The following is a 22,892-nucleotide window of genomic DNA, read 5'->3' as shown; positions in this document are numbered from 1 at the left end:
GATCGCGTGTCTCAAGTTAAACCTACCATTCTCGTTACTGGCGGTGCGGGTTATATTGGTTCCCATGCAGTTCTAGCGCTCAAAAATGCCGGTTATTCCGTCATCGTACTCGATAATTTATCCTACGGTCACGCCGAAATCATTAAGGATATATTAAAAGTTGAGTTAATTGTCGGTGATACTAGGGATCGATCGCTGCTGGATAATTTATTTGCTAGTCGTGATATTACCGCTGTCATGCACTTTGCCGCTTTTATTGCCGTGGGGGAATCGGTCCAAGAACCGGCTATTTACTATCAAAATAATGTTAGTGGTAGTCTGACTCTTTTGCAAGCGATGATCGCCGCCGATGTGAAGAAATTTGTTTTTTCTTCCACCTGTGCCATTTATGGAATGCCGAAGGAAATTCCGATGACGGAAAGTCACCCCCATCATCCCCTCAGTCCCTACGCAGCCAGCAAGGAAATGGTGGAACAAATTCTTAGGGATTTTGATCGGGCCTATGGTTTTAAATCGGTGGCTTTCCGTTATTTTAATGCTTCAGGAGCCGATCCCAGTGGTTTATTAGGGGAAGATCACCAACCGGAAACCCATTTAATTCCCTTGGCTTTATTAACTGCCCTGAAAAAACGGGATTCCCTGTCAATTTTTGGCACAGATTATGATACTCCCGATGGCACTGCTGTGCGGGATTATATCCATGTTAATGATTTGGCCCAGGCTCACGTTTTAGGCTTAGAATATCTCTTAAATGGGGGCGAAAGTAATGTGTTTAATTTGGGTAATGGTAATGGTTTTTCTGTGCGTGAAGTGATTGAAACAGCGCAAGCGGTAACTGGTTTAGATATTCCTGTCATCGAAAGTCCCAGAAGGGCAGGTGATGCCCCGATTTTAATCGGCAGTAGTGATAAAGCTAAACAGGTTCTCGGTTGGCATCCCCAATATGCCGATCTCAAGGTAATAGTTGAACACGCTTGGAATTGGCATCAAAAAAGACACGCTTAACAGCGATCGAGTGCTAAACTTTAGTATTATCAGATTGAACAATTCTAAGTAAGTGGTTTCAATTAAATTGAAGATAGATTTTGTCTTTGATCCCCCCTGCCCCCCTTGATAAGGGGGGTGCCGATAGAACGTAGGTTGGGTTGAAGCATGAAACCCAACGCCCGCTCATGTTACGCTACCGCTAACCCATCCTACAAATAATTGTGCCTCCCTACTTAGAGGCTGATAGTTTACCGCTATAAGCTTCCCTAGAATCATCTCAAATACAATGCTATGAATAAAAAAATAATCTTAATATTTATGGGCTTGACTTTTTTAGCAAGTTGTGCTGATAGTAAACAGTTTCAATGTCAAAAAATCTATCGGATTGCCAACGAAGTGGCCCAAGAAACCAAATCCTTAACCAACGCTCAAGGGACAGAAATTGACCAAAAAAGTTGGCTATTAGCCGCCGATAAAATCGAACAGGCCGCAGAAAATATGAAAAAATTAGCAGTGAAGGATACCGAACTAGAGAAATATAAAATCGCCTTCGCTCAAGTTTACGAAGATTATGCCACTGCCACTCGTGAAATAATTCAAGTGATCGAAACTCGCAATAAAAACGGGGCAAAATTAGCACAGGAAAAGGTCAGAAAAGCTGGCCAATTAGAAAAGGAAACTGGCGAAGCTTTTAATACCTATTGTCAAGCACAGTAAAGCAGTTATCAGTTATCAGTTATCAGTTAGAAGGTGTTAGGGTTTTGGGGTATTAGTGGAAATTGCCCCATTTCCCTATCTCCCCATCACCTCACTCCTGACTTTAGGGTTTAATTGCGTACAAAGTGCCGACATTTTTACTGCGAGGCATCCTGGAAAAGATGATAAAACCGAAGTCTTGCAGATGTTTGACTAAAGCATCGGGGCCCTTTTTATGCCATTCCATCATGACAATTTTAATCTGTCCTAATTGACCAGTTGCCGCTAAAGAATCGAGGATTTCGTATTCGGAACCTTCACAATCAATCTTGGCAACTATATCGATGTCGGGATAATCAGAGGTAATACCTTTAAACACATCGGTGAAAGGTTTAAGAATTAAATCGGCTCTAGCTGTTTGTTTCGAGGCAAAAGGTTTTAATTGGTTGTCAATACCAGAAATACCAACACTACCTTTAACATTGTAATCGTATTCTACTTGAATAATTTCATCACGAGCGCCGACTCCATAATCAAAAGCTTTAATCTTTTCCGCTAGATTAGGATTGAGGGCAAAATTTCTGAAAGCTTGGTCGTAGGTAGCCTTAAAAGGTTCGTAACTATAGACAGCTTTCACATTAGATCGATTGGCAAAAAAGAGACTAGCAAAACCCGTATTCATACCAATATCGATCGCTACACAGGGCTTGTCATAGAGGAAATTATATACACCTAACAGGAAAATTTCATGGGCGATATCCAAATCCTGTCCCGTCTCGATAATTAGCTTAACTCCATCGATCTCGATAATTAATTCCTGTTGCTCATCGATATAAAATTTACAATCAGCCAGAGATTTTAAAGCGTTAGCTTTGTTAACAACTTTACTAGCCAAGAGGAAATCCTGCTTATTTTTGCTTAAACTGATCCCTAAGGGTTTGTAAAAAAGTTGACCAGATTTAGCATCATATTCCACATAATTAGGACTAATATTATGCTCTGCCAATTGACTAGACCAGTATTGATCAGCAATATGAGGATAAGTCTTAAATTGCCGATAGCGTTTATGTGCATCTAACAGTTTTTGATAAAGCATTGCTTGTCTAGCCTCGATTTTCTAGGATGGATGAAGGTAATTTTATGGACAAGTCTGACAAAATTTGATATGCTTGTCAAGAAAATCCCTCTTCTCTAAGCATCAGAAGTCAGGAAACCCATCTCAAACAAGGTAACACAGACCATCAGGAGTTAACAAGCCTTGAATTACTCTGATTTTATATTTTGGTGGATATTAATCCTTTTTAGCGTGCCTTTCCTAACGGCGCGCTATATAGCGAAGTCCTTCAATCTCTGGCGAGGTGTTTTTGATGGAGTTGGATTAGCGGCGCTTTCCCTGATCCTGTTTTATTACGCCAGTCGCACCAGTTTCCTCGTTTTCATCGTCTCCCTAGCCTTTAACTACATTATGGTCTGGCTAGTGCTGAAAATGAGCGGCTGGAAAGCGAATATCCTAGCCACTATCGTTATCGTCATCGATATTCTCGTCCTTGCCTACTTCAAGTATTTCGGCTTTTTTGTGCAGGAAATCATCGGATTGTTCGTTTCTCTCCCCCCTAACTGGAAGGAACTTTCCCCAATTCCCGTGCCTAGCCAAATCCCACCGGGGGTATCCTTCTATACCTTCCAGATGGTGGCTTTCGTGGTGGACTCCCTACGGGAAAAGAAAAAGAAACCCCTAGCCGTCCTCGATTATGTCAATTTTATCTCCTTTTTCCCCCAAATTGTCGCAGGTCCGATCGAGCGTCGCCGGGATTTATTACCGCAAATGGAGGGATTTCGCCTCAAATTTACAGGAGAAAACTTCGAGAAGGGTTTGCGTTGGCTTTCCCTCGGTTTATTTATGAAATTTGTCCTCGCCGATAACATTGCGCCCTACATCGAATTAGATAAGATGATCGACAATGCTTGGTATATCTGGTTTGAGGCCTTTTTATTCACCCTGAGAATCTATTTTGACTTCGGTGGTTATAGCTTTATTGCTGTCGGTTTAGCCTATTTTGTCGGGGTTAGATTAGAATTAAACTTTTTAGCCCCCTACACATCCCAAAGTATTAACGAATTTTGGCGACGTTGGCATATTACCCTTAGCACTTGGTTTCGGGATTATGTGTTTTTACCCCTGATGGGTTCCAATAAAAATTGGGCGCCTTTTTATCTATTCATTACCTTTACTCTTTCAGGTTTCTGGCACGGTGCAGCTTGGAATTTCATCTTTTGGGGTGCTTACCACGGGGCATTATTATTATTACTGCGTTATCTGGGCCGACCTTTCTATGCTTTCGTCGGAAAATACGTTTCTCAGCCGCAAATTGTCTCCTGGGCTTTAACGCAATTGGCTGTCATTTTTGGTTGTCTCTTTTTCATGGAGATTAACACCAGAAGATTAATCGGCAAAATGCTGGTTATTGCCAATCCTTTCAATTATTCCTTAGCTAATATCGGGGAGATTTTTAGTTCCTATACTCTCAATCAAGGAGCAGTTTTAAGCGTCGCTTTAGTTCTTGGTATCATTGTTTTAATCCTCGAACATCTGGCTATTGCCCAGAAAAAGTTTGAATATGAACTCTTGTTATCCCCTTGGCTGTCTAAAATATTGCTAGGTTTAACTATTCTCCTAGCTTCCACTAATACCGGTGACTTTATTTACTTTGAATTCTGATGAATACTAAATCCTTTAACCCTTTCCCCTGGTTAGCCTCTCTGGGAGTCGCTTGGTCCCTCGGCTTTGTTTATAATGTCATCTACGGCGGCGAATTAAGCTGGTTGCGGATGATGTACGAGGAAAAATCAGCGATCGCAGCTAGTACCGAAGGACCGCGGCGTTTAATCGTCACGGCGGGATCGGGGGCGCATTATAGCATAAATTCGGAATTAATGGCCAAAGAATTGGGAATGCCCGTGGTTAACTTCGGTTTACAGGGGGATATCGGCTTAAATGTCATTGCCGCTATGATTCTCGAAAAAGCGCGCCAAGGAGACGTAATTCTGCTGATTCCTGAATATCTCATGCTCATGGATGAGGACGGTTTTAATCGCGGCGAAGGACTTTGGGGATCCGCACCTTTTAGCGTCGCTATTGGCAAACCAGGGTTAGGTGGGATACCTTTAAAAACCATGATCGAGGATACTTGGTTATTAGGTATTCCGGGGATGCGTCCAGTCACTAAATCGATGGTTGATTTATTCACTAAAGGCAGAATGACGGGTTATCTTTCCGATCCGATTACTAATACAGGTGATCCGACTATAGTTAAGGAAAGAACGGGGAAATGGTGGCAAATGACTTTTAATACTCCTGCCTCTGCTCACTCGATTAAAGCTATTGAAAAGCTCAAGAAAGATTTAGAAGCAAAAGGTGCGACTTTAGTGGTTTCTTTGCCCTGGGTTTATGCAAAAAATGATGGTAAAACCGTTGCTAATATTCGCAAATCTGCCGAAGAATTAAGTCGGGTTGTGCCAACAATTTATGACCCAAAAGACTTGAATATTAAGACCGATTCTACTATTTTTGCTGACACTCACTATCATCTTTTGCCCCCGGCGAGAATTATTCGTTCAGAACAATTAGTTTCGGAACTGAAACCCCTCTTAAACACAACTGAGAATAAAAATCCATGAATAAACCTATAACTAAGATTTGCATTCTGGGAGGTGGTTTTGGAGGGTTATACACGGCACTCGATCTGAGTCGATTAACAGCAGTAAAATCAGGTCAATGGCAAATAACTTTAGTCGAACCAAAAAACCATTTTCTCTTTACTCCCCTTCTCTATGAACTAATTACAGGAGAATTGCAACGCTGGGAAATTGCCCCCTCCTACCGTCAATTATTAACAGGAACTAAGGTTAATTTAAAACCTCAAAAAGCTAGTAATATTGACTTAAACAATCATCAAGTATATTTAGAAAATGAGGAAGTTATAGATTACGATTACCTCGTTTTAGCGGTGGGAGTGCGGAATCGTTGGCCGGCTATACTGGGGTTAGCTGATTATGGGCTAACTTTTCGGAGTTTAGAGGATGTGGAAAAATTACAAACGGCAATTCATGACTTAGAAACTCAAGGAAAATCCTCAATTAATTTAGCCATTATTGGCGGCGGTCCCAATGGGGTAGAATTAGCCTGTAAGGTAGCTGATCGCTTAGGAAAAAAGGGCAAAGTTCATCTAGTGGAAAAGAACGAGGAAATACTGCAAAACTTCCCTAAATCGGTGCGTGTTGCTTCCTATCGTTCCCTTTTAGCCAAGAATGTTAGTCTCTATTTAAACACAGGATTAAAGGAAGTTGCAGCTAATTCCATAACCGTATTTAAAGATAATACAAATGAAGTTATCCCCATTGATTTATTATTGTGGACAGCAGGAACCCAAGCACAAGATTGGATCAATAATTTAGATTGTCAGAAAACAGCACAAGGCAAATTATTAACCCGTTCCAGTTTACAATTAATCGACTATCCCGAAGTTTTTGCCCTTGGGGATCTAGCCGAAATTTATCCGAGTAAACAGGTAATTCCTGCCACAGCACAGGCAGCCTATCAAGCAGCCAGTGTAGTAGCCAAAAATATCTCGGCAGTGATTAGAAAAAAATCGCCCCAACCCTATTATTATCTCCATTTAGGTGATATGTTAACCTTGGGTAAACAATCAGCCCTTGTCTCCAGTTTTGGCCTTAATATTACTGGTAGATTAGCCGATATAATGCGTCGATTTGTCTATATACTGCGTTTACCCAGCAAACGCCATCAATTGAAAGTGTTTCAACATTGGGCGAAAAAAATTCTTCTCCGACTCCGTTATTCACAGGTGTTATCTAATACTAAATCCGTTGAGTATAGGCTACATATCAGGAGAGGAAAAAGGCAAAAGGGAGAATAAATAATCAGTTCCAACCAGGTTGTTAGTCCTTACACAATTGGCTACAATAGCCCTACACAAGCTACAAGAGAAAAGTATGCCTGAATTAAAAATTAGCATTAGTGAGGCTGCTCACAAAACGCTGCTAGCACTCGTTGACTCCTCTGGGGATACGCTCCCAACAGTATTAGACAAAGCCATCGAAAATTATCGCAGATATGTTTTTCTAGTTCAAGCGAATGAAGCCTTCGCCGCCTTAAGGAAGAATGAGACTTTATGGCAAGAGGAAATTTCTGAAAGGCAGACATGGGAGCAAACTCTCGCTGATGGAGTAGAAGGGTAGTGGCAGAAATTACCAGAGGAGAAATATGGCTAGCAGACCTTAATCCAGTAAGGGGGCATGAACAGGCTGGTAAGCGTCCATGTTTAGTGATTTCAGCAGACCTGTTTAATCAGGGTGCATCTGGCTTAGTTGTTGTTTTGCCAGTAACTTCTAAAGACAAAGGAATCCCTTTTCACCTAAAAGTGGAACCCCCAGAGGGAGGAGTGAAAATGCCAAGTTTTATCAAGTGCGAGGACGTAAGATCAATCTCAGTAGAACGACTTGAGAAGCGATGGGGAACTGTATCCTCAGAAACCCTGGCATTGGTTGAAGACAGACTGAGAATCTTAATGGGACTTTGACACTCCCCGCTCTAAAGAGACGGGGATTCTTGGTTCACAGAGATTACTTGCTTAGACAGAATTGCTTCTGAAAAAGTAGAGGTATTCTCTCCCCAAGCGTTTATTGGATCGAGCCCAAAGGTTCCGGTATGCCCTACCGTACTTAGTCCCCTTTTAAGGATGTTGATTGCGGCGTTTTCATCCCTATCCAAAACACATCCACATTTGCACTGATGGGTTCTAGTCGATAAAGATTTTTTGACAGTTTCACCACAGTTTGAACAGTTTTGGCTTGTATAATTCGGTGAGACAGCAATCGTTATCTTGCCGAATTTAACCCCAAAATACTCTATCCATTCCCGAAACTGATACCAGGCCGCATCATTTATCGATTTAGCTAGACAATGATTCTTGACTAAGTTCTTAACTCTTAAATCCTCGTAGGCTATCACATCGCTAGAGTGAACTACGCACCTTGCTAATTTCACAGCAAAGTCTTGACGTTGCCTATTTACTTTAAGGTGAGCTTTAGCTAATCTTTGTCTAGCTTTTTGACGATTTTTACTTCCCTTTTTCTTTTTAGATAATCGCCTTTGAAGTCGTTTTAATCGTTTCTCGGACTTTCTCAAGAATTGAGGATTATCAACCTTGTTGCCATTGTTATCTGTATAGAAAGAAGCCAAACCTACATCTAAGCCAATACACTTACCTGATGGTTTAACATCTTCTTTAACGTCACAAGAAAGGACAAATTGACAATAATAACCGTCCGCTCTCCGAATCAACCTAACCCGTTTAATATCGGATTCTTGAAAGTACCCTAAATCCCAAGTTCCTACCAACTTAAGAACACCAATGTTTTTCTTGTCAGTGAACTTAACAGTTTTAGGGCTAAGAAGCTTCCATCCTGATTGTTTGTATTCAACAGAGCGAGATTTTTTAAATTGAGGATACCCCTTTTTGCCTGATACTTTACGTTTACAGTTGTCGTAAAAACGACTAATTGAACTCCAAGCACGTTCAGCACTTGCCTGTCTAGCAGTTGAATTAAGTTCATCGGCAAATTTAAAGTCCTGAGCTAATTCTTTAGAATATCGGTATAAATCATTCTTACCCGTACCTTTTGTATCCATCCATAACCTTACACATTTGTTACGGATGAATTGAGCAGTACGAATAGCATCGTCTATGGCTTGATACTGTTGAGTTTTAGCTTTAACTTTAAACTCTAAGACAAACATTTTACGCAGGGGGGACTTAGACAAAATCAGTATAGCACAATAAAAGTTAAGTTAACAAGATATAGTTTAAAAAGCCGTCCTAAAAGGACGGGGCTTTAACCCAAAATTTCGGTAAAGCGGGTGAGTAAAATCTCACGATTTGCAATTAACGTTTCCAGTTGCTGGCGAACTTGACCACTGCGATCGCGGAAGACGCTGATCCACACAGATGTGTCAATCAGCAACATGACGAGTTTCACGTAGGGCTTTATAATCAAAATCTGGAGCAAATTGAATTTGTCCGGCAAGGTCGAGAAGGTTTTTCTTACGGCGGGATCTTACGAATTCTTGTAGAGCAAGATTCATTAGTTCCTCTTGGGTGGTGAGGTTAGTCAGTTGAAAGGCTTCCTTGAGAAGCGATTCATCAAGGTTGAGGGTAATTTGCATAGGATGGATATTAGATTGAAGTATAGGTGATTATTCTCTTTACATTTTAATCCGATAGATGACTAACCCACCTCTGGGCATATTTTTGTTAGTTGGCTCTCAAGCTTTAAGCTACATACGGCAATGGCGTAGTGCCTTCGGCATCGCACTTAAACTCACAACTTCAATCTATGGGCATGGTGCGTTCCCAAAAATCGATCGGTGGAGCAGTAGGCTCCAGATTAGGGAACGCACCCTACAAGCTCGGCGTACTGCTACCCAGTGCCTTCGGCATCGCACTATGCAGTGCCTTCGGCATCGCACTATTTCAGTCTCCGTGCAAGACCATCAGCGGCCTTGAGCATCTTGGGTATTCGGAATTGCCCAGCCATTGATTGAATGTGTTGGGCAGCTACGTTGTATTCGATGCCGATTGCTGTGACAAAGAGAGGCCGCTTGCTGTTTGCGCGGAACACTTCGACCGCGTGTTCCGAATCACGATAACGGTTCTTGGCAACGCCGACGATGACGGCGGGTTGCGTCAGCGAACGGTGCAGATACGCACCCAAACCTGGCGTAAGGTCACGAGAGAGATGGCAATAGCCATCAATCACATAGGTGTGTACGTCGAACCCGATCTGCGTGATCACCCTCAGCAGCGGCGACAATTCCCGCCTGTAGAACTTTCCTGGTTCGTATGCCGCCACAGGTTCTTCGGTCGCCGTGCGGCTGGCAATTGGTTCCTCAGATTGCCATTCTTTGAACACAATTGCGGCAGCGTGTGCCGCAGTGTCGGTGTAATGGACATCGAGAGCAGCAATCATCGGAGGCCACCATCCAGAAAATGAACCGGCTTACCGGCAATTATTGCGTCGAGGCAGCCTTCCAATTGAATTGCTTCTGGTAGTTCTTGAGCTTTTTGTACAGGTTTACTTAGAAGTGTTGATAACATTTCTTCTCTTCTCTTGAAAACATCACTATATGTTAGACGGAAAGTTTCCATATATCACGCCGAATACACATTTGTTAAAAAAAAATCTTTCCGCCTATTACTCTCAAATGGAGCAATCGCAAGAAACTTTCCCTATATTACGCCCAAAAGCGTGTTAGCCAGATTAGTTTACTGCAAACAATCTACTTTAAAGAGACTTATCATAGAAGCTTTCCAGAATTATGGCAAAGATCCTTGTATCTGGCTGCACTTTGTCACAAAATTTCACTATTATTTCGGGTGCGGTGATTTGTTATAGCGGTTTTCAGTCTAATAAGGTATGGTAAATCCCTTGTTATGCCGCTGCAATCCTTGTTTTCAAATACAAAAACATGAATCTGCCTGTTATTGATGTGCCTCCATATACGCTCGTAGCAATTGATTGATCTGTGTTTGATAGCCATGCCCTTGAGACTTAAACCACTCTAATACATCGCTATCAATGGGGAGTGTAACTTGAGCCTTGGCTTTTGTAGCAGGTAAACCCCGCCGCACTACCGCCTTAGCAAACATTTCTGGCGTAATCTCTGGACAATCTGATAAATCAATATCTTCATCGCTCATCGCATCCAATCGTTGCCAATCAGTTTGAGAGTTGCTCGAAGTAGGTTCGTTGTTCATATTTCGTCGCTTTTCTTGCAGAAATAATACGGGTGCAATCCTCCCGTTCTGTATGGACAACGGCAATCACTCGCCCTTGCAACAAACCGAATGTGACAAAACGCTGCTCTCCATAACCGTAACGATCGTCCTCAACCGTTACAATATCCCCATCAAACACGGCTGGAACATCGGTAAAATCTATTCCGTGCTTACGAAGATTAGCAAGACGTTTTGCTTCATCCCATTCATATTCCATAACCGAACGACAGCTACAATAACCAATTGTAGTTATAAATTGTCGTTACAGCTATCCATGCCAAGCAATGTTTATCGTCAATGAATGCCCCGCAAGCAACTTCAAGCCACTGTCCTAACCGAGGACTTGCCGCATAACTACATATTACAGGTCAACTTTCTATATAACACTCTCCAGAGTAACGATATGGATCAACTTTCTGTACATCACCCCATTTAGGCGCAATCGCAAGAAACTTTCCCTACATCACGCCCAAAAGCCTGTTAGCCAGATTAGTTTGCTGCAAACAATCTACTTTAAGGAGACTTATCATAGAAGCCTTCTAGAGTTCTAGCAAAGATTCTTTATCTGACTGCACTTTGTCACAAAACTTCACTATTATTTTGACACTCTTAATAGTTGGAGAGGAAACATTGATCGCTAAGTCTGGTCAATTTTTGTCCAAAGCATTTGAGGAAATGACCTGAATAAATAGCCAGACATGGCACTATTTTATTTGTTCCCCAAAAGCTTGACATCCTCGCACTTTTGGCAAATTTAAGACTATTGAATAGGGGAAATTAACTGATAATTAATACAAATTTGGGGTGCGTTAATTTAAGCAATAACACACCCTAACTTTGTATTAATGCAAGAAATGACGAATGCCTGTTAAGACCATAATTAAACCTAACTCATTAGCGGCATTAATTGAATCCTGATCTTTTAAAGAACCTCCGGGTTGAACAATTGCCTCGATACCAAACTGGGCCGCCGTGCGAACAGAATCATCAAAGGGGAAAAAACCATCACTAGCCAAATAGCCACCTTTAGCCGCTTCCCCTGCTTGTTCAAGGGCAATTTTCACCGAACCAACGCGATTCATTTGCCCCGCACCAACGCCTAAAGTAGTTTGATTTTTTGTCACCACAATAGCGTTAGATTTAACGTGCTTAGATACTTTCCAAGCAAACAGTAATTCCGCTAATTGTGCAGGGGTAGGTTGTTTTTCTGTCACCACGCGCCAATCATCCGGAGTTTCCACCACGTCATCGGCCGCTTGTACTAGAAAACCGCCAGCGATAACTTTTACTGTTTGTTTTTCTCCCCTGCTTAAATCCGGCAGTAATAAAATCCGCACTTTTGACTTTTTAGCGAGTATATCCCGGGCTTCGGGGCTACAATCGGGGGCAACCACGCATTCTAGGAAGGTTTTCGTTAATTCTTTAGCGGTTGCTTCATCTATGGCTTGATTTAGGGCAACAATACCCCCAAAAGCCGAGATAGCATCGGCATGAAAAGCTTTAGTATAAGCTTCCACTAAACTACCACCGATCGCCACTCCACAGGGATTAGTGTGTTTCAAAATAGCGGCAGCCGGTTCTTCCCTGCCGAATTCGGCGATTAAACGGCGGGCTGATTCTAAATCGACTAAATTGTTATAACTTAGTTCTTTTCCCTGTAATAAGGTCGCTTTTCCCCAACCTTGAGCCATTGTACCGCTGCCGTACCAAGTGGCACTTTGGTGGGGATTTTCGCCGTAACGCAGGGTTTGCAGGGCATTTCCCGCCAAATTAAAGCGAGTCGTTTCCCCGTTTAAGCTGGCGAAATAGGCAGCGATCGCACCATCGTAGGCATTGGTTAAAGCGAAGGTTTCCCCCGCCATTTTTTGACGGAATTCCAGGGAGATTTCGCCGTTATTTTGCCGTAATTGGCTTAAATACTGCTCGTAATACTTCGGGTTACTGATGACAGTCAAATGGGCGAAATTTTTAGCCGAGGCGCGTAACATCGCCGGACCGCCAATATCGATTTGTTCGATCGCCTGAGCGGTGGTAACATCAGGATTAGCGATCGTCTGTTCAAAGGGATAGAGATTAACCACCACCAAATCAAAAGGACGAATTTGATTAGCCTCCATTTCCGCTAAATCTGACTGCCAATCCCGTCTAGCCAAAATACCGCCATGGATGCGAGGATGGAGAGTTTTCACCCTTCCGCCCAAGATTTCAGGAGATCCTGTATATTCTCCCACTTTAATCACGGGAATTCCCGCCGATTGGAGCGTTTTGGCGGTTCCTCCACTGCTAATAATTTCAAAATCAAATTCTTCTGTTAGCTGACGGGCAAAGTCAACTATTCCGGTTTTGTCAGTGACGCTGATCAGCGCTAAACGTCCCATAGTAGTGATCTATAAGCAACAATCTCAGTATATCCCAGCCCTAACCCGTTAAAAATAAAAAAAAGTAGGTTAGTAAATAATCAGCTGCTTCTATATTTTCGTCTCTCAAATATCAACTTATGCCAAGGAAATTTGTAAACTCCTCCTTGAAAGATTTAGTCTGACTTGTTAAAAAATACAGGATTTTTCAGGGTAACGAAGTCGATCGAGATTAGTGAAAACCTCTTGGCAACCGTCATCGCCAAATGTTCTCAGATTACCATCATCTAGGAGAGTAGCCACTTCTGGTAAACTGGTACCACTGGTACTTAGTTCGAGGTTATCTCAAAATAATCTGGAGGACGAGCTTTTCCCTCATGTCTGACGTTTATCTAATTGGTGGCCCCAATGGTTCCGGGAAAACCACCGTCGCTAAAAAACTTTTACCCAACTTTTTAGGCGTTATCGAGTACGTTAACGCCGATGAAATTGCGGCTGGACTCTCACCTTTTAATCCTGAGTCGGTTGCTATCCAAGCAGGACGGTTGATGTTAGAAAGGCTGGTAACACTGAAGTGCCAAGGAATAGATTTTGCCTTTGAAAGCACCCTGGCAGCCCGACATTTTGCCCGTTTTTTGAGAGACTGTCAAAGTTCTGGCTATAGGCTCAATCTTATTTATTTTTGGCTACAAAGTCCAGAATTAGCTTTAGAGAGAGTTCACAGAAGGGTAGCCAGTGGCGGTCATAATATTCCTGAAGATGTGGTTCGTCGTCGTTATGAGCGGGGACGCATTAACCTCGTGCAGTTGTATTTACCTTTGTGCGATACTTGGGTTATCTATGATAATTCTGGGGATGAACCGCACTTAGTTGCTGCGTTAGGATTTAATCAACCTCCTATTATTTATAACCCAGACACCTTCCGAATCATTACCAGAAACTAAAATGACTGAACCAACCTTAACGGAACTGCATCAGAAAATCGATACAGGTGTTAGAGTCGCAATCGCAGAAGCAATTGAGAGACACCGCCTCTTAGGAGAGTCTATCAGCATTTTCAAAGATGGCCAAATTGTCACCTTAACAGCCGCACAAATTCCGCCAAAACCTGCCAAAAAAACGGAAGTGTAAAAAATTGGTTGACTGTCTCAAATTGCACTATTCATAGAAACAGTTTCACCTATCCGAGGGATTTATATAGGGCTTGCTGAATAAATGTGAAATATAGACGAGGTAAGGGTTTTAGGGTTCTGTTTTGCTCTCACAGGTGCAAGATTTTGAGAGAATCTTCGTTCAAAACCTTGCGTCTTCATCGGCCCGTGTCCTGTAGGGGCGAAGCATTCGGGCAATAACCTATCGGTGAAACCGTAGATTTTCTATCCGAATGCTTCGCCCGTACTTTTTCAGCAGACCCTATATAGATGTCGGTTTTAGCAAATTCCCGTTACGAAAATCAAAACTACATAGTATAATGGTACTGTTGTTTATTTTTCGAGGCTTAAATATGAGTTTAACAGAAAAACAAAAAAACCTTTTGCGATGGATAGTTAAAGGAGTACTGGCTGGTGATTTTCCCGCCGAGGACAATATTTTGTGGGGTCCTCAGGTTTTCAACGGCCCTAGTTGGCCAAATTACACGGGTTCTGATAGCTGTCCTGAGGTCGAATTCCCAACGCTCGGTGGATTAGAAAAATCTGGTTATATTAATTTGCAAACAATAGCCTCGGATGAATACAAGTGCGCTCTAACACAAAAAGCTTATGAAGCGGTTGATTCTAACTTTGCTGAACCCGCCATCAGCAGCCAAAAGGTTTACGCGAAAAACTATTACAACCATGTAGAAACTATGACAGAAAATAAAGGAAACGTCAACATCAGCGGCGTACAGGGAAACGTGAGCGGAATTGCCGCCGCAGGCGAAAACCAAACCATGACCGGGGTTGCACTCGGACAAATTAGCGGTGTGGTCACGAACAGCATCGGTCAACTGCAATCGACGAATACCCCTGAAGCAACTCAACTGGCCACACTGCTCGAACAGCTTCAATCTGCGATCAAAAATGAATCCCACCTAGCGCCGGAAGATAAAGCGGAGGCGATGGAACAGGTCAAAACCCTGGCAGAAGCAGGACAGAAACCCGAAGATAATGCACTCCAAAAAGCGGCAAAAACTGCTTTGAAAATTCTCAAAGGAACGATTGCTGGTTTGCCCGATGCTGCCAAACTGGCCGAGTCATGTGCAAAACTGCTCCCCGCAATCGCTACTTTGCTATCACTTTCTTAGATTGGCTAAATCTCCCCCGCCCCCCCAACCCCCCCGACATCGGGGGGGCAAGGGGGGGTTGCCTCTTGCCCCTTGCATGAGTGCCTCATCTCAACAAGCAATTCAAATGCGCGGGCAGCTTAATTGTCTTCTAGCTTCGTAGAGGATGACAGCAGTAGCGATCGCAACATTTAAAGATTCCACACCGCCAAAGAGGGGAATTTTCACCGTTTCATCGGCTAAAGTCGCTAATTGGGGCGATAAACCGGCTCCTTCATTGCCTAACAAGATTAAAGTCGGACGGGTAAAATCAATCTCCCAGTGGTTTTTGGTGGCTGTGGGTAAAGTCGCGATCGCTTTTACCCCCTGTGCTTGATATTTTTTCACCAAAGCCGATAAATCCGATTCTACCACCAGGGGCGATCGAAACCATTCCCCGGCGGAACTGCGGATCACTTTGGGATTATCGATTTCGACGCTATCGAGACTTAACCAGATACCCTGTACTTCCGTAGCCACGGCAGTGCGAATAATAGTGCCGAGATTACCCGGATCCTGCAATCTTTCCAAAACTAAGCCCAATTGTAGCGGATTTTGGGGGGTTGGATGAAGGTGATGACGGGAAATAGTGGCAATCACGCCATCGGGATTAACCGTTGTTGCTAGGGAAGCGAGGACTTCCGGGGAAACTATCTCGACTCGTTTGGCTTGATTTGGAAGCTTCTCTGCTAATTGTCCCTGTCTTTGCCGCCACTTTTCCGTCAAACAGACCGTCTCCAGGGAACAATTCACGGCTAAAGCCGTCTCTAGTAAGTGGGTTCCCTCAATTAAGGACAAATTCTGCTCCTGTCGCTCTCTAGTGCGGTGTAGCTTGCGAATTTGCTTGATTAAAGGGTTTTGAACACTGCTAATCATAGCCAATCGGATTTTTCACCCTGCTAGGGCTACCCTAAACAACTGCGTCTTGAGGGAGATAATGCGGAACTCGGGACTTGAACCCGAAAGTCTTTGCAGACACTAGAACCTGAATCTAGCGCGTCTACCAATTCCGCCAGTTCCGCATTTTTCTTTCACAATCTTTTATTATACTATCGGACAATCCATAAGTCAAGATAGTTGAGATAATTAAGACAAAAATCGCTTTTCGGGGTAGAATCACCAATAATTTCCTCAAAAATCTGATACAGTGCAGTCTCATTTTGCTGAAGCTTTCCTTAGCCAAGACTCCCAACTAAGATAAATGAATGATCCTATGACCATCGATACCGAGCATCCCTATTTAGAAATTCAAGGTCGTCACTCTCTCAAGGGTGAAGTTAAGATCAGTGGTGCCAAAAATGCCGCTCTCGTGATTATGGCGGGAGCTTTACTCTGCTCCGACGAGTGCCAGATTAGTAATGTCCCTTCCCTGGCCGATATCGAGCGGATGAGTCAAATTCTCTCGGCTTTGGGCGTGCAAGTCCGTCGCACCGGAGATAGACTAGAGATTGATGGCAGAGACCTGCAACAAGCTCAAGCGCCCTACGATCTCGTCTCCCAGTTGCGGGCCAGTTTTTTTGCCATCGGACCGATTTTAGCCCGTTTGGGAGAAGCAAAAGTTCCCCTCCCCGGCGGCTGCGCCATTGGGGCCAGACCGGTTGATCTGCACGTTAGAGGCCTACAGTCAATGGGTGCAGATGTATTAATCGATGGCGGCATGGTACACGCCCGCGTTAAAGGTAATGGTCGTCTGAAAGGGGCGAATATTTATCTGGATTATCCCAGTGTGGGAGCGACGGAAACCCTAATGATGGCGGCGACTTTAGCGCAAGGGGAAACCATTCTCGGTAATGCGGCCCAGGAGCCAGAGGTGATTGATTTAGCCAATTTTTGTGTTTCCATGGGGGCAAAAATTCGCGGTGCCGGGACCAATACAATTGTCATCGAGGGAGTTTCCCGTCTGCACAGTACCGATTACAGTATCATTCCCGATCGCATTGAAGCCGGGACTTTACTGATAGCTGGGGCGATTACCCACTCAGAAATTAGTCTTTATCCCGTGATTCCCAGCCATTTAGCTTCGGTAATTGCCAAACTGCACGAAATCGGTCCGGAAGTGGTGGAAGATGGTCCCAATCGTCTCCGGATTATCCCTAGAGACTTAAAAGCCACCGATATGGAAACCCTGCCCTATCCCGGTTTTCCCACGGATATGCAGGCCCAATTTATGGCTCTATTAACTTTAGCCGAGGGCAGTAGCGTGGTTAATGAGACGGTTTTTGAAAACCGTCTGCGTCATGTGGCGGAATTAAAGCGTCTGGGAGCAGATATCAAGGTCAAAGGAAATGTCGCTTTAGTGCGCGGTGTGCCTTTCCTCTCTGGAGCGCCGGTGATGGCCACGGATCTACGCGCTTCGGCAGCTTTGGTGGTGGCAGGATTGGCAGCCCAGGGGACTACTATTGTGCAGGGACTCCATCACCTCGATCGAGGTTACGATAATTTAGAGGGTAAATTAAGAGCATTAGGGGCAAATTTACGCCGGGTTGATCCTTTAGCCTTAGAATTGGCTACTCTGACCCAATCTTAACAGAAAAAGGGCGAAGCATTCGGGCAATAACCTATCGCTGAAACCGGAGATTTCCCATCCGAATGCTTTGGCCCGACAGATATTATCTGACTTGTTCACCGCCTATTCATCGGCTGTAAAATAACGCTCTAGAAAATCGAGAGCATGATTTCTTAAATCATAATATTCTTGAGTTTCTCGCATGGCGTGACGATCCCGGGGATGGGGAAAAGGCACTGTTAAAATCTCACCGATATTAGCATGGGGCCCATTGGTCATTAAAACAATGCGATCGGACATGAAAATTGCCTCATCTACATCATGGGTAATCATAATCACCGCTTGCCGGTGACTCTCCCAAATTTTCAGCACTTCCTGTTGTAATTTTCGCTTAGTTAAAGCATCTAAAGCCCCAAAAGGTTCATCCATTAATAGCATTTTCGGTCGAGTTACCAAAGCGCGAGCGATGCCCACCCGCTGCTTCATTCCGCCGGAGATTTCTTCGGGATATTTATCAGCAGCGGCCGTTAAATGCACCATAGCTAAATGTTCATTAACAAGGCTATTTTTTTCAACTTTACTAGCACTTTTAAGAACTTCATCCACCGCCAAGCGAATATTTTCTCGCACTGTCAACCAGGGCAAAAGAGAATAATGTTGAAAAACCATCATGCGGTCAGCCCCCGGTTTACGAATTAACTTTCCTTCTAAAGTGACCTGTCCCGAGGAGGATTGTTCTAAACCAGCGATAATTTTTAAAAGCGTCGATTTGCCGCAACCGGAATGACCGATCACCGAAATGTATTCTTGGGAACCAATAGTTAGATTGACCCCATCGAGGACAACAAAATTGCTGCCATCAGCCTTAGGATAAGCTTTAACGATATTTTTAATCTCTAAAAATTCCTCCCCGGAAAAGGAACTTGAGATCGCGTTAGGAACAGAGGAGAATTGAGCCATAATAATTAATTATCCCTGCAAATAAAAGAATTGAGATGAATTGGCGCGAATTTCAAAACTGTTGAGATAACCGACGAGATCGCTAGGATCAAAAGCTTTTTGATCGATAAAAGCCCCCGGCGGTACGACGTAATAATCCTCGCTGGGAGAAACAATACCCATATCGTCGGCGATTTGACGGTATAAATCGGTTTTCCAAGCTTTTTTGGCTACTTCTTCCGCATTTTTGGGTATTTCAGCAATCTGTCCCCAGCGAGCGGCCTGGGTGATTAACCAAAGACTTTCCGATTGCCAGAGAAAGGTAGAATGATCGCGATCGGCTTTGGCAATATCTTTTGGCATGGCGAAAAAAATTGTCGTCGCTAGATCCTCAACCAGACGTTTTCGATCATCGAAACCGCCATAGTTGTAATCCCCAACGATGCCGGGGCGGGTAAATTGTGGTTTTGCCCCTGTAAACGAGCGCCCAGAAATGATCGTCGCTACTTCCTCTCGATTTTCAGGTCGATCGCAATACTGACAAGCTTCAATCATCGCTTTCACTAAAGAGCGATAGGTTTTCGGGTTTTCTTCGATAAAAGACTCCATCACCGCTAGAATGCGATCGGGGTGTCCTTGCCAGATTTCCCGTCCCTGGGCAAAGGTAAAACCGACCCCTTCGTTACCGGTAATCGCCCTAGTGTTCCAGGGTTCGGCCACCATATAAGCTTGCATTGTACCAATACGCATATTGTTGACCATCTGCGGCGGCGGAATAATCAAAAGACGAAATTCTTCGATCGGATTAATGCCCATCGATGCCGTCAGGTAACGCAGGAAGTATTCATAGATGGAGGAACTCAAGACCGCTGCCCAGATGCGCTCTTCCGGGGGGATACTCTGGAAATAGGCTTGCAGTTGCCGTCCCGCTTGCTCAAGATCGCCATTATACTCTCGCCAAGGTCGAAGGCCAAAATCCCACATCGGCCGGTTCATGGTCATAGCGTTACCGTGACGATGAATAGTCATCGCCCCACACAGAGGGGCAACCCGCGCCCCTTCTGCCCCCGTCCTCGCATTGGTAATCGCCCCGGAGACCACGGGAGAAGCATCCAAGCGTCCGAAGATAATCCCATCACGGGAATTCGCCCAACTTGCTTCCCGACTGAGGGTGACATTCAGTCCATACTTGCGAAAAAAGCCTTTTTCCCAGGCGACGGCGAAGGGGGCGCAATCATTGACGGGGACATATCCCACGGTGAGGTGAGGTTTTTCTAGGGTTTTCGGATCGATAATCGGGGTTACGGCTAGGGCTGCCTCGGTTAATCCCGTCGGGTTGCGACTGGCATTGATAGTACAGGCAGTCAGACTACCAGTAACCAAAGTCGTCCCCAATCCCTGAAGGAAGGTACGTCTAGATATGGGGGGAATCATGGTATTAACTGCCCGGTTTAGCAGGACGATGGGTGACAAGGACTTGTAAACGGCTAATTAGGTAATCGAGGATTAAACCGGTAACGCCAATGACAATCACCGCCAGAAAGACGGAACTAAGGTTTAAGCGATTCCACTCATCCCAAAGAAAAAACCCGATTCCCACACCTCCGGTTAACATTTCCACGGCTACGATGACTAGCCAAGCAATTCCTAAACTTAAGCGCAATCCCGTAAAAATGTAAGGCAAACTAGCGGGGAGGATAATTTTAAAAATCTGGCGATATTTGGGCATTTCTAGGACTCTGGCTACATCGATATAGTCTTTGGGTACACTACCGACTCCTAGGGCTGTATTAATCATGGTTGACCAGAGGGAGGTGATGAAAATCACAAAAATGGCCGAGGGTTCCGCGACTCCAAACATGGCCAGAGAGATGGGTAGCCAAGCTAGGGGGGAAACGGGGCGTAGAATTTGAATGATCGGATTGAGGATGAGCATAGCCGGCCGGGATAGCCCGATGAGAAACCCGACTGGAATAGCCACTAATGCTCCCAACAGAAAACCGATTAAGACGCGTCGCAAACTGGCCAGCAATAGCCAACCGATGCCGAGATTGCCCGGACCGCGACGATAGAAGGGATGGAGAATATAATCGAGATTGCTAGTCAAGGCCTGCCAAGGATTGGGCATCAATTCACTTCGGAAAGTCGCAATTACCCACCAGAGGGTAATCAGACCGATAAAACCCATCGCCGGATACAGTACCACATCCTTAAACAGCCAAGCTTTCGCTTGCCTGCCTGTGGCACGCCCAGCGACTAAAATAGCCGCAATATTCATGTTATTTACCCTTATATAAGGATCGAGGTACAGATAATGAGCAGTACCAACCAAGAATCCTGAAAGAGCCAGAATATTTGCAGGAATATCTCCTATTCTGTTTCTCTTCAGTCTTCCCCCAATGCCGACGAAGTTAGCTGACGGGCTAGGACTGAGAGATGTCCTTTTCATTGACTGAAATTCGCCCCAAATTCGGTTCCTCCGCTTCAACAGACCACGGTTGAATTAGGCTGACTTACTCTATTTGCCCAGAATGATAACATATTCGATCGAGTTGTGGGAAAATCCCGGTCGCCTCTGATACTAAATCCTTTTTTAACAGTATGATTAACTCCCAATCCAACTTTAAAAACCCACTCCCCACTTCCCCAATTCATAATTCATAATTCATAACAGGAGTCCGCAGCGATCGCATTTACCAAATCTTAGCCATTACTAATACAAACCCCGGCAATTCTGGATCACCACTAATGGTTTCAGGAGCATTTAAAATCTCCGGTTCTCGATGGGGGCGATAAATATAGACTTGGCGATTTTGGCGATCTATTAACCAACCCAATAAAGTACCATTGGCAATATATTCCTCCATCTTTTTCTGCAAACTGGATACTGTATCACTAGCAGAACGCAATTCAATGACAAAATCGGGACAGATGGGGGCAAAAGAGGCTTTTTGTTTTTCTGTTAAAGCATTCCAGCGTTCTAATTTAATCCAAGCAGCATCGGGTGAACGAGTCGCGCCATTGGGCAGCGTAAAACCCGCACTGGAATCAAACCCAAGCCCCGTCCCATCTAGTTCTGACCAACTCCCCAGTTGCAGAGCTATATTAAAATTGCGATTACCCGTATCTGAAAAAGCAGGAGGCATAACGATCACTTCTCCACTAGCGCTGCGTTCAATGCGTAAATCTCGATTGGCTAAACAAAATTCATAAAATTGCTCCTCCGTCATCGGCATAATCCAAGGAAGATCAATCATCAAAGGAGCCGAGGTCGCTTGCACAAGTAGTGTCGTCATATTTTCGCCCTACTCAAGAATTACACGAATTAACAACTGAATGCCCTTCAATCTTAACTTAGCTCTTGTTAACGGCATTATTGACTACTAAAAGATAGAAGGCGATCGCTCTTAACCTTGCTAAAGAAGCCTGACGGAGAGGAATGTAAATATTTATAAAAATGTAGCTTATAATACAGTTTATTTGGGGAGTGTGTGATTTGTTGTCATCCGTCTTTTCAGAAAAAGAAACCACAAAAGTCTCCTAATACCATCAATAAAATCCCACAATCCCCCTTCATTAATTGGAGGGGTTTTTGTCATTTGTCATACTAAATCCGTTGAGTAACGCACAGAAAACGGGTTTCTCCGAGAAACCCGTTTTCTATCCGCGAGGGAGATTTGAGCATAATTCAGCCGACAAACTACCATTAATGCTGGGGGATAGTTTTTCCTAGCTTAGGGGGAGTGAAAGTTTAATTTTCCCTGAATCTTTCTAACAGTTCTGAGCGAGATAAATTGGCCAGAGAAAGAAGTAACCCGGTGCGTTCCGAGAGGGGAAGTTGGGCAATCTGTTCCACCAGACCAGATAATTCTGCATCTAGGCTGCCAAAGCGTCCTTCCAGAAGACTGGTTATCAGCGATAGTTGTCCTTCTAAAGTGCCTCTTTGTATCCCTTCTTGCATCCCCTCTTCTTTCCACTCTTCCCGTTGTTTTAGATAAGCTGGTGATAAGTTCATGATGTCCTCCTGTTCTTCGGTACTTAAATTATCTCTCAACTCTAAATTCTTGCGCCAGTTAGCCAGAATTTCCAGTAAATTCTCTTGGAAAGGATTACCTTCAGGCAATTGCACTAATTCTTCTACTGCTCGTTTCTGTGTCCCTCCTTTCCCTAGCACCCTCAACCATAAAGTCTCCTCATTGACTGGTAATTGATGGATGGCGACGATTCCTGTTTTGAACAGGCTAGGG

The 22,892-nt window shown here is 44.0% G+C and carries 25 protein-coding genes, 1 tRNA gene and 1 riboswitch; of the genes, 11 read left to right on the top strand and 15 right to left on the bottom strand.

All coding sequences use genetic code 11. The features are described from left to right. The first annotated feature begins 6 nt into the window (after nucleotides 1–6). Nucleotides 7–1,005 (top strand): UDP-glucose 4-epimerase GalE, encoded by a 999-nt coding sequence (galE, locus tag IM515_RS05885; RefSeq protein WP_287627436.1) that lies wholly within the window; start codon nucleotides 7–9, stop codon nucleotides 1,003–1,005. A 273-nt stretch (nucleotides 1,006–1,278) separates the two neighbouring features. Next, the gene (locus IM515_RS05880) at nucleotides 1,279–1,704 is read left to right on the top strand and encodes a hypothetical protein (protein ID WP_287627434.1); all 426 of its coding nucleotides are present in this window, start codon (nucleotides 1,279–1,281) and stop codon (nucleotides 1,702–1,704) included. A gap of 103 nt (nucleotides 1,705–1,807) precedes the next feature. Here the strand turns inward: IM515_RS05880 and IM515_RS05875 are convergent, their stop codons facing one another. Beyond that, the gene (locus IM515_RS05875; protein WP_287627432.1) at nucleotides 1,808–2,779 is read right to left on the bottom strand and encodes an FkbM family methyltransferase; all 972 of its coding nucleotides are present in this window, start codon (nucleotides 2,777–2,779) and stop codon (nucleotides 1,808–1,810) included. 162 nt (nucleotides 2,780–2,941) lie between these two features. Between IM515_RS05875 and IM515_RS05870 the strand changes: the two genes are divergently transcribed. From IM515_RS05870 to IM515_RS05850, 5 genes are all read left to right on the top strand, one after another. Then, nucleotides 2,942–4,402: an MBOAT family O-acyltransferase gene (locus IM515_RS05870; protein ID WP_287627430.1), complete on the top strand. Its 1,461-nt coding sequence runs from the start codon at nucleotides 2,942–2,944 to the stop codon at nucleotides 4,400–4,402. After that, the gene (locus IM515_RS05865; protein ID WP_287627428.1) at nucleotides 4,402–5,361 is read left to right on the top strand and encodes a hypothetical protein; all 960 of its coding nucleotides are present in this window, start codon (nucleotides 4,402–4,404) and stop codon (nucleotides 5,359–5,361) included. Before IM515_RS05870 ends, IM515_RS05865 begins: the two co-directional genes overlap by 1 nt. Further along, nucleotides 5,358–6,620 carry an NAD(P)/FAD-dependent oxidoreductase gene (locus IM515_RS05860; RefSeq protein WP_287627426.1) on the top strand — a complete coding sequence of 421 codons (1,263 nt, stop codon included), beginning with the start codon at nucleotides 5,358–5,360 and terminating at the stop codon, nucleotides 6,618–6,620. Before IM515_RS05865 ends, IM515_RS05860 begins: the two co-directional genes overlap by 4 nt. Nucleotides 6,621–6,696: 76 nt before the next feature. After that, nucleotides 6,697–6,942, top strand: a complete 246-nt coding sequence (locus tag IM515_RS05855) for a hypothetical protein (RefSeq protein ID WP_002739747.1) — start codon at nucleotides 6,697–6,699, stop codon at nucleotides 6,940–6,942. Further along, a complete protein-coding gene (locus IM515_RS05850) occupies nucleotides 6,942–7,283 on the top strand; it encodes a type II toxin-antitoxin system PemK/MazF family toxin (protein WP_043996813.1) in 342 nt (113 codons plus the stop codon). The genes IM515_RS05855 and IM515_RS05850 overlap by 1 nt, the downstream gene beginning before the upstream one ends. 11 nt (nucleotides 7,284–7,294) lie before the next feature. Here the strand turns inward: IM515_RS05850 and IM515_RS05845 are convergent, their stop codons facing one another. The 7 genes from IM515_RS05845 to purH all read right to left on the bottom strand — a co-directional run bounded on the left by IM515_RS05845 (nucleotide 7,295) and on the right by purH (nucleotide 12,919). Continuing rightward, a complete protein-coding gene (locus IM515_RS05845; protein ID WP_002750518.1) occupies nucleotides 7,295–8,503 on the bottom strand; it encodes an RNA-guided endonuclease InsQ/TnpB family protein in 1,209 nt (402 codons plus the stop codon). Nucleotides 8,504–8,716: 213 nt separating this feature from the next. Then, nucleotides 8,717–8,929, bottom strand: a complete 213-nt coding sequence (locus IM515_RS05840) for a type II toxin-antitoxin system VapB family antitoxin (RefSeq protein WP_041804466.1) — start codon at nucleotides 8,927–8,929, stop codon at nucleotides 8,717–8,719. 302 nt (nucleotides 8,930–9,231) lie between these two features. Continuing rightward, on the bottom strand, nucleotides 9,232–9,732 hold the full coding sequence (locus tag IM515_RS05835; protein ID WP_043996815.1) for an endonuclease V: 501 nt from the start codon (nucleotides 9,730–9,732) through the stop codon (nucleotides 9,232–9,234). Beyond that, a complete protein-coding gene (locus IM515_RS05830) occupies nucleotides 9,729–9,860 on the bottom strand; it encodes a hypothetical protein (RefSeq protein WP_255520654.1) in 132 nt (43 codons plus the stop codon). Before IM515_RS05830 ends, IM515_RS05835 begins: the two co-directional genes overlap by 4 nt. Nucleotides 9,861–10,244: 384 nt before the next feature. Next, on the bottom strand, nucleotides 10,245–10,520 hold the full coding sequence (locus IM515_RS05825; protein WP_190722971.1) for a BrnA antitoxin family protein: 276 nt from the start codon (nucleotides 10,518–10,520) through the stop codon (nucleotides 10,245–10,247). Next, nucleotides 10,483–10,758 carry a BrnT family toxin gene (locus tag IM515_RS05820; protein WP_002785632.1) on the bottom strand — a complete coding sequence of 92 codons (276 nt, stop codon included), beginning with the start codon at nucleotides 10,756–10,758 and terminating at the stop codon, nucleotides 10,483–10,485. Before IM515_RS05820 ends, IM515_RS05825 begins: the two co-directional genes overlap by 38 nt. Nucleotides 10,759–11,383: 625 nt before the next feature. Continuing rightward, nucleotides 11,384–12,919: a bifunctional phosphoribosylaminoimidazolecarboxamide formyltransferase/IMP cyclohydrolase gene (purH, locus tag IM515_RS05815; protein WP_287627419.1), complete on the bottom strand. Its 1,536-nt coding sequence runs from the start codon at nucleotides 12,917–12,919 to the stop codon at nucleotides 11,384–11,386. A 356-nt stretch (nucleotides 12,920–13,275) separates the two neighbouring features. Here purH and IM515_RS05810 point away from each other — a divergent pair, with 356 nt between their 5' ends. From IM515_RS05810 to IM515_RS05800, 3 genes are all read left to right on the top strand, one after another. Continuing rightward, nucleotides 13,276–13,842, top strand: coding sequence for an ATPase (locus IM515_RS05810; RefSeq protein WP_287627418.1), 567 nt, complete (start codon nucleotides 13,276–13,278; stop codon nucleotides 13,840–13,842). A gap of 1 nt (nucleotide 13,843) precedes the next feature. Beyond that, nucleotides 13,844–14,029, top strand: a complete 186-nt coding sequence (locus tag IM515_RS05805; RefSeq protein ID WP_103111104.1) for a hypothetical protein — start codon at nucleotides 13,844–13,846, stop codon at nucleotides 14,027–14,029. 373 nt (nucleotides 14,030–14,402) lie between these two features. Continuing rightward, nucleotides 14,403–15,182, top strand: coding sequence for a hypothetical protein (locus tag IM515_RS05800; RefSeq protein WP_287627417.1), 780 nt, complete (start codon nucleotides 14,403–14,405; stop codon nucleotides 15,180–15,182). Between the two features lie 102 nt (nucleotides 15,183–15,284). On the opposite strand, the gene IM515_RS05795 is transcribed toward IM515_RS05800, so the two are convergent. Together IM515_RS05795 and IM515_RS05790 are read right to left on the bottom strand one after the other, a co-directional pair. Next, nucleotides 15,285–16,076, bottom strand: a complete 792-nt coding sequence (locus IM515_RS05795; RefSeq protein WP_072927211.1) for a TrmH family RNA methyltransferase — start codon at nucleotides 16,074–16,076, stop codon at nucleotides 15,285–15,287. Nucleotides 16,077–16,138: 62 nt separating this feature from the next. Further along, nucleotides 16,139–16,222: transfer RNA gene (locus IM515_RS05790), tRNA-Leu, on the bottom strand. 191 nt (nucleotides 16,223–16,413) lie between these two features. Here IM515_RS05790 and murA point away from each other — a divergent pair. After that, the gene (gene murA, locus IM515_RS05785; RefSeq protein WP_287627416.1) at nucleotides 16,414–17,727 is read left to right on the top strand and encodes a UDP-N-acetylglucosamine 1-carboxyvinyltransferase; all 1,314 of its coding nucleotides are present in this window, start codon (nucleotides 16,414–16,416) and stop codon (nucleotides 17,725–17,727) included. A gap of 102 nt (nucleotides 17,728–17,829) precedes the next feature. On the opposite strand, the gene IM515_RS05780 is transcribed toward murA, so the two are convergent. From IM515_RS05780 to IM515_RS05760, 5 genes are all read right to left on the bottom strand, one after another. Next, nucleotides 17,830–18,666, bottom strand: a complete 837-nt coding sequence (locus IM515_RS05780) for an ABC transporter ATP-binding protein (RefSeq protein WP_287627415.1) — start codon at nucleotides 18,664–18,666, stop codon at nucleotides 17,830–17,832. Between the two features lie 9 nt (nucleotides 18,667–18,675). Continuing rightward, complete coding sequence (locus IM515_RS05775; RefSeq protein WP_287627414.1) at nucleotides 18,676–20,079, bottom strand: CmpA/NrtA family ABC transporter substrate-binding protein; 1,404 nt, start codon at nucleotides 20,077–20,079, stop codon at nucleotides 18,676–18,678. Between the two features lie 4 nt (nucleotides 20,080–20,083). Continuing rightward, nucleotides 20,084–20,923, bottom strand: a complete 840-nt coding sequence (gene ntrB / locus IM515_RS05770) for a nitrate ABC transporter permease (protein ID WP_108936655.1) — start codon at nucleotides 20,921–20,923, stop codon at nucleotides 20,084–20,086. A 107-nt stretch (nucleotides 20,924–21,030) separates the two neighbouring features. Then, nucleotides 21,031–21,165, bottom strand: a riboswitch (cyclic di-AMP (ydaO/yuaA leader). Between the two features lie 173 nt (nucleotides 21,166–21,338). Continuing rightward, entirely contained in the window at nucleotides 21,339–21,941 is a 603-nt protein-coding gene (locus IM515_RS05765) for a Uma2 family endonuclease (protein ID WP_287627413.1), read from the bottom strand. 455 nt (nucleotides 21,942–22,396) lie between these two features. Beyond that, on the bottom strand, nucleotides 22,397–22,892 hold a 496-nt coding region (locus IM515_RS05760; protein WP_502881970.1), incomplete at its 5' end, for an RpnC/YadD family protein.

This window comes from Microcystis sp. M44BS1 (genome assembly GCF_020244875.1).
Taxonomy (GTDB): domain Bacteria; phylum Cyanobacteriota; class Cyanobacteriia; order Cyanobacteriales; family Microcystaceae; genus Microcystis; species Microcystis panniformis.
This window is presented reverse-complemented; position numbering and strand designations above follow the sequence as displayed.

Bases quoted from the DNA above. Each gene is read 5' to 3' on its own strand.
- IM515_RS05865 (WP_287627428.1), top strand. From the start codon at position 4,402: ATGAATACTAAATCCTTTAACCCTTTCCCCTGGTTAGCCTCTCTGGGA.
- IM515_RS05880 (WP_287627434.1), top strand. From the start codon at position 1,279: ATGAATAAAAAAATAATCTTAATATTTATGGGCTTGACTTTTTTAGCA.
- IM515_RS05800 (WP_287627417.1), top strand. From the start codon at position 14,403: ATGAGTTTAACAGAAAAACAAAAAAACCTTTTGCGATGGATAGTTAAA.
- ntrB (WP_108936655.1), bottom strand. From the start codon at position 20,923: ATGAATATTGCGGCTATTTTAGTCGCTGGGCGTGCCACAGGCAGGCAA.
- IM515_RS05835 (WP_043996815.1), bottom strand. From the start codon at position 9,732: ATGATTGCTGCTCTCGATGTCCATTACACCGACACTGCGGCACACGCT.
- IM515_RS05820 (WP_002785632.1), bottom strand. From the start codon at position 10,758: ATGGAATATGAATGGGATGAAGCAAAACGTCTTGCTAATCTTCGTAAG.
- IM515_RS05875 (WP_287627432.1), bottom strand. From the start codon at position 2,779: ATGCTTTATCAAAAACTGTTAGATGCACATAAACGCTATCGGCAATTT.
- IM515_RS05810 (WP_287627418.1), top strand. From the start codon at position 13,276: ATGTCTGACGTTTATCTAATTGGTGGCCCCAATGGTTCCGGGAAAACC.
- murA (WP_287627416.1), top strand. From the start codon at position 16,414: ATGACCATCGATACCGAGCATCCCTATTTAGAAATTCAAGGTCGTCAC.
- IM515_RS05855 (WP_002739747.1), top strand. From the start codon at position 6,697: ATGCCTGAATTAAAAATTAGCATTAGTGAGGCTGCTCACAAAACGCTG.
- IM515_RS05845 (WP_002750518.1), bottom strand. From the start codon at position 8,503: ATGTTTGTCTTAGAGTTTAAAGTTAAAGCTAAAACTCAACAGTATCAA.
- IM515_RS05765 (WP_287627413.1), bottom strand. From the start codon at position 21,941: ATGACGACACTACTTGTGCAAGCGACCTCGGCTCCTTTGATGATTGAT.
- IM515_RS05840 (WP_041804466.1), bottom strand. From the start codon at position 8,929: ATGCAAATTACCCTCAACCTTGATGAATCGCTTCTCAAGGAAGCCTTT.
- IM515_RS05780 (WP_287627415.1), bottom strand. From the start codon at position 18,666: ATGGCTCAATTCTCCTCTGTTCCTAACGCGATCTCAAGTTCCTTTTCC.
- IM515_RS05825 (WP_190722971.1), bottom strand. From the start codon at position 10,520: ATGAACAACGAACCTACTTCGAGCAACTCTCAAACTGATTGGCAACGA.
- IM515_RS05805 (WP_103111104.1), top strand. From the start codon at position 13,844: ATGACTGAACCAACCTTAACGGAACTGCATCAGAAAATCGATACAGGT.
- IM515_RS05860 (WP_287627426.1), top strand. From the start codon at position 5,358: ATGAATAAACCTATAACTAAGATTTGCATTCTGGGAGGTGGTTTTGGA.
- IM515_RS05775 (WP_287627414.1), bottom strand. From the start codon at position 20,079: ATGATTCCCCCCATATCTAGACGTACCTTCCTTCAGGGATTGGGGACG.
- purH (WP_287627419.1), bottom strand. From the start codon at position 12,919: ATGGGACGTTTAGCGCTGATCAGCGTCACTGACAAAACCGGAATAGTT.
- IM515_RS05830 (WP_255520654.1), bottom strand. From the start codon at position 9,860: ATGTTATCAACACTTCTAAGTAAACCTGTACAAAAAGCTCAAGAACTA.
- IM515_RS05795 (WP_072927211.1), bottom strand. From the start codon at position 16,076: ATGATTAGCAGTGTTCAAAACCCTTTAATCAAGCAAATTCGCAAGCTA.